Origin of the sequence: Nitrososphaera sp. AFS (assembly GCF_009898475.1) — an archaeon.
Classification (GTDB): domain Archaea; phylum Thermoproteota; class Nitrososphaeria; order Nitrososphaerales; family Nitrososphaeraceae; genus Nitrosopolaris.
Window position 1 is genome coordinate 1 of the sequence record NZ_QURE01000151.1, and the last position, 9,699, is coordinate 9,699.

Below are 9,699 nucleotides of genomic sequence, written 5' to 3' on the forward strand. Positions count from 1 at the left end.
AAGTCCAATGTGAAACTAATAGCGTTGTCAAAAATGCTACTACAGGAAGAACGGAATTCATTAAAGGCGAAGTTGTGGAACGAATGAGTCGGTGAAATGGAAAGGTTCCACCTCGAAATAGAGTTAGACGATGACGACGCTAGAAGGGTACAGGCTGTTTTGATGGCTAACGATATGGCTATAAAACAATTTGCAGACTATGCAATAGTCAAGGTTGCAGAAGCTCATGTTGGAGATGACTTGCTAACTGACTAGTTAAATAACTAAACCCTCTGTAGACGAAAATAGTAAAAAAGTCCAGATTTTTCTAGAAATCTTCAATGAGGAGTAGGTCGTAATACAGTATATCAGATGATATTATCAGCCCGGTCTATTAATTACAAGTTTGATGAAAAGATTAAGTGTTCATTATGTGGGAAAAAGAGAGAAAGGTACACCTTTTGTGTTTTTGATGATGTAAAGATATGCTTGTATTATTGGTGTAAAGATGACTTTCCTATCAATCGGCATGGCTAGTTAGGTAGTTAGTTAGTAATCTCCAACATTACCATACAGCCTGCTAAAGCAGTTCAGTGCTGACAAGTCCTCTTCAGTTCTTCAAACCTAGATCTTATTTCTCTATCTCTTCGCTGATCATTGCTTTGAGTTAATATGAATGACTTTTTGTAGTTTAGATTTTGTTTCCTTTGGAAGAGTTGGCTTATCCTTACCAATACTGTCGTTGCTTGAAGCTGAAATTGTCGGCGTTTTACAAGCCTGACACATGAGGTTAGCTCCATTGTCTACTATGATTAGTTGTTCTTGACACGACCGGCAATTTTTGGGCTCTGGATCCAAATCCCGGATATTAAGACCTGTTATCATTATGTTAACTTTCGAGCGATCTCACAAGTATTGATTAACAGGGCTGTTTCTGTCATAATACGTGTCATAATACCTATCTCGGCCCTTTTTTAAAGATGAACTCCTTCTTGCCAGTTCAATTAGTTTTTGGTTAGCAAGTATACAGTTAAACTGGTCAAGTTCTGAAGCAGACCTAATAACTATACGTCTTTTCTTGGTAGCTGAACCGGCAGGATCAACTGGATTAATTTCAATAGCAATGGAAGCTTGTCTAGATCCAGATGATGGCAGCTTCAAAAGAAAAACTCCGGGGTATATTGGTTGGTCTTCTTTCCCAGTCCCTAGACCCACTGAGAAAACTCGCTAGTTTATTCTCTACCGACAAGGTGATAGACAGATTAGAGTCACCATATTCATATTTCTTGTGGAAAATAAGCTCTTTCAGTTTCTTATTTGAATTAAGCCACTAGGGATATTATGAAGCAAGAAAGTGTTTAGTCAACTCCAATCTCGTAGAATATTAGGCCTTAAGTAAGGTTAAGGCGCTTTATTGTTTTCCGTTAGCTCGCAATTATATTGGTGATTGTAGGGCTTTTATTCCCTCAACGTGAAGGTATATACCTACTCACGCCGCCCCGGATGAATCCCGCGGGTAACGTTCCGGAAACAACCGTAAATTGTTCGCACTTACAATATTTAAAACTATCTTGTATGCGTATTGGCCGCAGATAGTGAGTTAAGCCCCCTTGCTCACTCCAAGTGAGGTCAATAAGGAAACTTATCGCCCAGCTATTTCTTGTCACCTGTTATTTATAGACGAATATGATTCCTCATATTTTCTTTGTATTACGTTTTATGTAATAAGCAAACGTCATATTTATAATGATTAAGAATTCACAGGTCACTATTATAGTGTCCATAGTGGCAACCCTGGCAGCGTCAGCGGTTGTCATGACTCCAGGCACGCAGTCAACATTTGCAGCTAGCGCAAATGGCGTTAATGGCGGCACACCATGTGCACGTTCAGGTGACGTTGGACAACACAATCCTGTGACGATGCCAATCATAACCATCTTCGTTTGTGATGATCATCATTAACGAGAGAGTCTGAATTCAGATCTGTCCAAAAGCGGGACGACCGCTCTAATTTTAAGATCGTCTGAACCCCTTTCCAACAACCGTCAATAAATTTCTCCCAGGCTATTGACATCTGTTCCGCTAATATAGATTTAAGATGACGATTATATATTCAGTCTCATTATTGTTGATACACAAACTGGTTAGCTGGTCTGTCCTACAAAAAGTCATATTATATACGCTTTGATCAAACTGCAAACTAAACTTAACAATAAATTATTAGATAAATACTAATGATTAGACAAAAATCAAGGAGTGTATATTACAACTTCTGTCGCTGCTGGTGAAATGGTCTACGTTGGTAGAAAAGAGTTCTACATAATAGAATTTGTCTTAGATAAATCCGAATTAATCTTATTTTTGATCATGTATTGGATAATCTAGATTTATGATCGAAACCTAATGACGTGCTTCTGGTTATTAGGTATTATTTAGAAAGAGAATCTTGGTAGGAATGACAATTTACATCTAAATATAATCCTGATGGTATCTAGAAAAATTATTGTTATATTGCATTGTGGATAGAGGAAGATTATCGTTCACCATTATTGGCTATGGAAAGAGAGGCTGTATTGAATAGATATTTTGATAATATTTTGATAATATAACCGTCGAAAAAGTCAGATCGGAAAACCATCACTCCATCCACATACGTTTGAATACATCAGCCTTCCTCCATTCTTGAAATCTATCATATACTGTACTTGAAACTCCAAGACTTCTAGGAAGAGCATGTCATTGACAACCTGTATGTAAAACATAGAAAATAGTACTCATAGCTATTCTGTCATCCATTCTTGGTCGACCAGCTTCTTCTTTCTCTTGGATGTAAGTAGCAGTGAAACAATCCTATTCCATAATACATAGGTATTTCGTACGTAGATTCAACACCTCACCTGTAAGTTCGGATATCATTATAAATGACAAGAAGAGGGTAGTATGGCTTAGCGTTATAGTTCAGATATAGTAAATCTAGAACTCCAAATATCAACTAATTTTCAGATTAGTTACTTTTTTAAATCCCCCACTTTGTATCAATCACGAAATTAGTACTATCTATGTGAGCATGCTTGGACCAAAAATTGGCCTTGATCGTATGTCAAGCGTTACACGGTAGTGGCAGTAGTAGTAACTGATTCTTCTGTTTCTTCCCTTTTCTTCTTCTTTTCTTCCAACTGCTTTTTCATTAATCGTTTTGCTATTCTTGTATTATTTCTTAGTAACCAGTTTGCGAATGATTCTTCCTCTTTTAGGATCTTTTGTAAAGTCTTGATAGTTTTCTTGTCTGCCTTCAACAATTCAAGTGCTTGAATACCACCCTCATACATGATTGCTTCTGCTCTCTCTATTATCAGGTCATTTATTGATTCCCAAACCTCCTTTTGTGAAGGGGTGCTGCCTCTTTCTATCATCGTTTTTAGTGATTGTGGAGGTTCTGGTATAGGTAATTCACCTGCCTCAGCGATTGGTTGTCCACCGAGTGCTTTTATTCTCTCCTTTAATAGATCCTGTTGGTCTCTAGTCTGGGCTAAGTGACGACTAAGCTTCTCCTTGACTTCCGGATCAATACTTTCAGACAACCTCTTCTCAAGTCTATCCACAGCTGCGTTTTCGTATGATAAGGCGAGATTAAGGCCTGCTAATGTAGTCATTATATTCTTATCAAATGGATGACTCATCTTTTACTATTCTATACTGTCACAAATATAATAGCATATTCGTAATAACCATCTCTGGTTGTATTTCGATAATACAGGATCTGATTTTAATGGCTGATTTTGAGGACCGTTAGGAGATTTACCATCTGTGATGCGCTATTTCAGTAGCTAGCTATTCTATCCTGTATCAATTGGCATAATTGCGCTGACATTAACTATACGACTGAGCAGCATTGGTAGGATTGATGTTCTAGTTAACAACGCTTGAGTAGGAGGAGAATCAAAGAAAATTTATGAGTTAACAGAAAAAGATTGGGACAAAGTTATTGATGTAAATTTGAAGGGTGAGTTTTTGTGTACAAGAGAAGCAGTAAAATATATGATTAAAAATGGAAAAAGTAGTATACGAAATAAAGTTAACAATTATTCAATCATCAATATTTCTTCTATATATGAACAAATATCCCAGCCTGAATCAGCCCCTTATGCTGCTTCCAAGGGACGGATGCAAATGTTGACTAAAACCATCGCTTTAGAGCTAGCAGATAAAGAAATTAGAGTAAATGGTATAGCACCTAGAGCACAGCTACCGATATGAATAATGAAGTGATCGAGAATCGAGAAGAGAAAGTAAAAAAGGAACAAAGAATTCCAGTACATAGAATGGGACAGCCTGAAGAAATAGCAAAAGTTGCTTAATTTTTGGCATCAAAAGATACAAACTATATAGCGGGAACAAAAATCTATGTTGATGGAGGGTTAACTTTAGTCTCGTAGCTCAGTATTAGATGATTTTCAGTGTTACATCGATTTATGAGGTATTAACGGGATAAAGACAAACAATACATGAATCTGTCACATCTAACTAGGAAATACGGGATATACTTTGGCGAAATTAATTAGGAAATCCGGGGAAGAAATGATATCTGCCTCTGCAACTGCATTTGATGTAGCTGTAATTGGAGCAGGATTTGCAGGCCTATCAGCAGCATTAGTTCTTGGTAGATACTTACTTCCCACAATAGTTTTTGAGGCAGGAGAGACAAGAAATCATAGAACAAAACATGTACACAGCTATCTTGGTTTGGAAAATATTTCTCCAAGCAGGTTTATTGTACAAGCACGGAGAGATGTACTATCGTATCATTCTGTTAATATTATCAAACAACGGGTAACAGCCATCAAAAGTAGTAAAGATCATTTTCTTATAGCTACAGACCAAAATCAGCTTCCAATTAAAGCGAAGTACATCATAATTGCAACAGGCGTGATAGACACTAAACCTAACATCAAGAACTTTATTAAAATAGATGGAAAGAGTGCATGGCATTGCCCCCATTGTGATGGACTAGAAACAGCTGGAAAAAGCCTTATTATACTTGCAAAGGGCAACGGTGCTATATCTTATGCGAAAGAATTCCTAGGGTGGACAAATAAGATCAAAGTTTTCATTCAGGATAGTTGTCCTCTAGATCAATCACAAAGACATGAAGCTAAAAGGATAGGAATTGAAGTTGTTGAAAATGATCCATTGGTTGAGGTCTTAAAGGTTTCTGACAGATCGTCTGGCAAGATTAAGCTTCTAAGCAATAGTGGTAAGGTGTATTATTCAGATGTCGTATTCTATCATTTGGGCTACAACGTTCAAAATAATGTGGCAAAACAACTAGGATGTGAACTTGAGGAAGAATTTATAAAGGTAGATAAGAGGCAGCAAACTACAGTTCCCAAGTTTTTGCAGCAGGAGATGTAGATACTGATAGACATTACATAGTATTGGCTGTAGCAAGTGGAGCCTTGGCAGCCATCTCAATTTATGAAGATATTTTAAAGAATGCCTTAGAAACTTGAATTGGCATAAGCAGATAAGGCATGTTGATATCAAATTGCCATCTACAATCTCAGTCCTAATCGTGATGGGATATAGGATGTTTTGTTAACATAAATTAAGATACTTGACATATTATTATCTAATCAGTTTCTTCTTGTCAGCAGCTATAGTCTGTGGTGTGGCTTGAATTGTTTTATTTATTTATTCAAACTGCTTTCCCTTTATATTGATTAAATTTATTACACAAGCAATGAAAGAAAAGGAAGGGAGGGAAATGGAGCAGATAGCCACTAGCACGAAATTGATGTTAGTATTTGCCGTACTAGGTCTTGTTTCTTTACAACAATTATCAATATTACGTAGTCGCTTTAACTGGAGTAATGATATTGAAACCTTTGCTTTGTTCTTGTGTAATATATCTTAAGCAAGGTTGCACTCATGCTTATGTTTACCACATTTGATCCGGATAATAATGACGAGCATCAAAGCAGTAGCGCTATAAACGTTAGCCTATAAATGAAGGTATTTTAGAGGGGGCAAACAAGCGAACGACTATATGACAACAGTTTTTAAATATAATCGGTTAACTAAGCCCTAGATGAATAATAGGGGTACCCCCAAAATAAAAACTGAGACTATTTCATTTCGATTACCCTCCTTACTCATAAACGAATTAAGAAAAGAAGCAGAATTCGAAAACATAACTCTAAATGCATTTGTCACAAAGATTTTTTCAAATCACATAAAATGGGAACGATATGAACGAAAGGTTGGACTCCTTCCGATGACGAAGGTTTTCTTGGAGGAAGTTATAAACCAACTTACAAGTGAACAAATAATTAATTTGGCTCAAAAGATTGAGAAAGAATACTTCAAGAACATTCTCACGGTTATGAAACAGCGTCACAGTACTCGCGATTTCGTTGATGTCTTACGGACATGGCTAACAGTATCCTGGATGCAACATAATATAGTTTACAGAAATCAGTCGTACCTATTCAATATACAACACGACTTGGGAATCAAATGGTCACTCTATGTGAAAACCCTTGTGTCAGGACTTTCCGAGGATATTCTAGGCAAAAAAGTAGAAATAAATATAAATGAAAATATAATATCTTTGATTTTTCCAGAAGAATCGTAGCAGATTAGCAGAACTATGTTTACAGAGTAGTACAATGCAAACGTCCTCCTTAAGTAGATTTTCTGTTAGTATTGTATTAGATGTTGTTACATGTAGGCATCGATGAAAACTTCAATAATGTTTGTATAGTCGCATTTGTTCCTTATGTGACCATTTTGACACAAATCAACTATAATATGCCTTGTACGATCATTCAGGAGAGATAAAAGATGAGACAAGAGAAAAGGCATAAACTTCGGATCTTTTACGATATAATTTGCAGCGCTGAACACAACATGATTAATAGTGAATTTGCAAGACCTACTCATATTCAGCACAGCTCTAGACTCTCTTATGACAAGATGGTGAATTATGTCGAGGAATTAGAAAAAAGAGGTATGATCAGTCGAAAGAGCGGTGGACTTGTATGTGTAACTAATAAGGGAAGGGAATTCACTAAGCAATATAGTCAGTTGATCAACCTGGTTGAGTACGCAGGCTTGTAATACAAACAGGGAATAGTGCCATTCTTCCGATCCATCGTTAGAACTTGAAACCCTAATGACGCTTCAGGATTTCATCATCTTGAACCTGTCGATTCTTGTCACTGCGCCCCAATAAGATTGAAAGTCTAGTGGAGATTTGCAGAACCCTTTTTGCAGCCGAATTCTTTCATAGACCAACTCGCATCTCTATTCTACGGTAAATTCACATTCTATCTTTCGATGACGCTTTTGATATCACAATCAAATGGCTAAATGGATGCAGCAAGGAAAAACCATTAGATTCTACTAATATGAATAGTAGAATTAAGCCAAATCTAAACGCCCGAGCCAGTCGGGGGACAGGCGTCAATTAGAAATAACCATTTGTATCCTTTTAATTCTTTAGCCAGTTCATTTATCTTCTAATTCCCTTTCACTACGCCACCACATATTCATCTTAAAGCTCTCTTATTTGTGCATCGTTGTAGCTATAATTATCCTTGTCACTATTCCGTTTAATTCTAATCTTTTGGCTACGATCAATTTCATCAACTTTATTGGAGATGGGTAATGAAGTTAATGTATCACTATTACCACATATTGGGCATTTTGCGATCAAGTTTTTCGTGTTTAAATTAGATGCGCACCAGAAACACCATTTACAAAATAAGAATTCCTTTGAATCATCATATCCAATATACGGTCGACTTGCGACGTGATCAAATCTCGTCGAATCGAATTGTGGTCTATATCCATCCCATTTCTGAATTAAGGTGATTTCCTCATATTCTTCCCTTCCTATTCCGATATTTATTGAGTTGAAAGTGCCTGGTATCAACAACATGGTGTGATTCTGTAACCATTCTTGTTGATGAGAGTAATCGAATATACTGATCGAGAATTTTGGCGTTGATAATCCAAAAGCCAGCTGTAATTGAGGAAATTGTTTGATAATATGATTAAGTTCCTTTATCAGTTCCAATGGCTGTGAAACTATCGGTTGGTAGATATGAAAAGTAGCCATGGACCATAAGATAGTTGGTTTGCCGGTTAGTATTCTCTTGATTGCTTGTAAAATAGCATATAATGCCTTTATCTGAGCACTCTCTCTCATGAATATTGGTTTGTAAAGGCTAATGGTTATCATTTCCGCTAACTGTGTGTTTTGGTTTTCTTCATGGGAATTATATTCAAGATTTGATGATCTACATACGCTTACTCTGCAATCAATGAATTTGGATTGTTCGTAAGCTTCAAACATGTCTTCTTCATTGTAGACGACTTGGAACTCTGTCCCTTCACAAATAATGCTTCTAGACGATATGACTCTTGGAAATATGGGTTCTTTAAAATGATTCAAAATAAATCCAATGTTTTGCTTTACTCTGTTGTTCCTTTTTTCTGACTGTTGATAGTGTGATGGTGAGTATAACATTAGTAATCTGGGGTACGATCCTCATCGCATGCTTTATCTATTGCTCACTCTCAAGACATACTAGTCGGACTCTCTGTAGTTGAGTAATTCTTATACCTTTTTCATATATTCGATGTCTGCAAAAGACAGCCTTTGACAAATGACCTAATCAACTTTATGGTACTTGATGCTATTTCTAAGGGCCTCACCAATGTAGATAGGTAGGTTGGATTGAGCTATGGATGATAACATTAGGGTAGATTCTCTATTCCAACTGTTTTAACATTTGCTCATTTATGATCCATACTTTGAGGACGCTTTTGAAGTGAGGAATGCTTATTTTTATTATATATGAAATATAAATTGGAGATGGAAATTCTGTCTAAATGACTGCTCAGGAGCCAAATATATTAAACGCATTTATGTTATTGAATCAGTCTGTCGCATTCCCGGCCAGTATTCTGATTACCACAGCATCCATTTCTTTGTGCTGCATAATAGCATTTTACTTTTTTAGGTCATACAAGTTTTCTGGGCTTAGATATCTTCTCGGAATTCCAATCGGCTTTGCGATCCTAGGCACATCATTTGTATTTGAGCACTTGAGCTTGATCTATTATACTAACTATCTGTTGTATCATCTTTGCTTGTGGATGCAACTAACATTGCAGTCAGAAGCATTGGCATTGATAGCTTTATCCTATTTGTTAAAAAATCGTGTTAGCAATGGTGGCAGGGACGATGATGACGCTACTGCTGGACTGATCTTCGCAAAAATACTCATTCCTTATAGTATGTCTTCTAAAGTGAGAGAATTATTGGTTGGCGTATTACCTATAATTGTAGTTTTGGTTCCGCTAATTGTCACAATATCTACACTTTTCATAAGACCGTTTCTTAATAATGTTGAACTCTCAGATTTGAGTTTCTATACGAAAATTTTTGATATGGTAGTTCTTGGCTACGTTTTCAAAACCACGATTGAATCTTTAGTGAAGGGAGCCAATATTAAATTACTCTACGTGCCAGCCGCATTTGCATTACTTTGGCTTGGACAGTATTCATTGATGATTAATTATTTTGACAATGGCCCAATTCCATTCATTGGATCAATAGTTGCACGATTGGCAGGACTAGCTTTATTTGTCTATGCTATACATTATGCAGTGTCTGGTAAAGTAGGGAGAGAGATGGAAATTGAAGCAAGA

General features: G+C 36.6%; 11 protein-coding genes and 1 pseudogene. 7 read left to right on the forward strand and 5 right to left on the reverse strand.

From position 1 onward, the window contains the following. Positions 1-96: 96 nt before the first annotated feature. Complete coding sequence (locus DYY65_RS11955; RefSeq protein WP_162478185.1) at positions 97-255, forward strand: hypothetical protein; 159 nt, start codon at positions 97-99, stop codon at positions 253-255. A 378-nt stretch (positions 256-633) separates the two neighbouring features. Here DYY65_RS11955 and DYY65_RS11960 read toward each other — a convergent pair whose 3' ends face one another. After that, a complete protein-coding gene (locus DYY65_RS11960; protein WP_162478186.1) occupies positions 634-864 on the reverse strand; it encodes a hypothetical protein in 231 nt (76 codons plus the stop codon). 21 nt (positions 865-885) lie between these two features. Further along, positions 886-1,140, reverse strand: coding sequence for a hypothetical protein (locus DYY65_RS11965; RefSeq protein ID WP_162478187.1), 255 nt, complete (start codon positions 1,138-1,140; stop codon positions 886-888). A 585-nt stretch (positions 1,141-1,725) separates the two neighbouring features. Here DYY65_RS11965 and DYY65_RS11970 point away from each other — a divergent pair. Next, positions 1,726-1,941 (forward strand): hypothetical protein, encoded by a 216-nt coding sequence (locus DYY65_RS11970; RefSeq protein WP_162478188.1) that lies wholly within the window; start codon positions 1,726-1,728, stop codon positions 1,939-1,941. Positions 1,942-2,625: 684 nt separating this feature from the next. On the opposite strand, the pseudogene DYY65_RS12655 reads toward DYY65_RS11970, so the two are convergent. Continuing rightward, positions 2,626-2,864 (reverse strand): annotated as a pseudogene (locus DYY65_RS12655) (transposase); the annotation flags it as partial. A gap of 222 nt (positions 2,865-3,086) precedes the next feature. Continuing rightward, entirely contained in the window at positions 3,087-3,659 is a 573-nt protein-coding gene (locus DYY65_RS11975) for a ferritin-like domain-containing protein (RefSeq protein WP_162478189.1), read from the reverse strand. A gap of 268 nt (positions 3,660-3,927) precedes the next feature. Between DYY65_RS11975 and DYY65_RS11980 the strand changes: the two genes are divergently transcribed. The 4 genes from DYY65_RS11980 (at position 3,928) to DYY65_RS11995 (ending at position 7,098) form a co-directional block, all read left to right on the forward strand. Further along, on the forward strand, positions 3,928-4,236 hold the full coding sequence (locus tag DYY65_RS11980; protein WP_370519363.1) for an SDR family NAD(P)-dependent oxidoreductase: 309 nt from the start codon (positions 3,928-3,930) through the stop codon (positions 4,234-4,236). Positions 4,237-4,524: 288 nt separating this feature from the next. Next, entirely contained in the window at positions 4,525-5,391 is an 867-nt protein-coding gene (locus tag DYY65_RS11985) for an NAD(P)/FAD-dependent oxidoreductase (protein WP_162478190.1), read from the forward strand. Positions 5,392-6,067: 676 nt separating this feature from the next. After that, entirely contained in the window at positions 6,068-6,613 is a 546-nt protein-coding gene (locus tag DYY65_RS11990) for a hypothetical protein (RefSeq protein WP_162478191.1), read from the forward strand. A gap of 209 nt (positions 6,614-6,822) precedes the next feature. Further along, on the forward strand, positions 6,823-7,098 hold the full coding sequence (locus DYY65_RS11995) for a winged helix-turn-helix domain-containing protein (RefSeq protein WP_162478192.1): 276 nt from the start codon (positions 6,823-6,825) through the stop codon (positions 7,096-7,098). Between the two features lie 436 nt (positions 7,099-7,534). Here the strand turns inward: DYY65_RS11995 and DYY65_RS12000 are convergent, their stop codons facing one another. Continuing rightward, positions 7,535-8,512 (reverse strand): hypothetical protein, encoded by a 978-nt coding sequence (locus DYY65_RS12000; RefSeq protein WP_201449494.1) that lies wholly within the window; start codon positions 8,510-8,512, stop codon positions 7,535-7,537. A gap of 632 nt (positions 8,513-9,144) precedes the next feature. Between DYY65_RS12000 and DYY65_RS12005 the strand changes: the two genes are divergently transcribed. Next, positions 9,145-9,699 (forward strand): hypothetical protein (locus DYY65_RS12005; protein ID WP_162478194.1); only part of this gene is annotated, 555 nt, incomplete at its 3' end.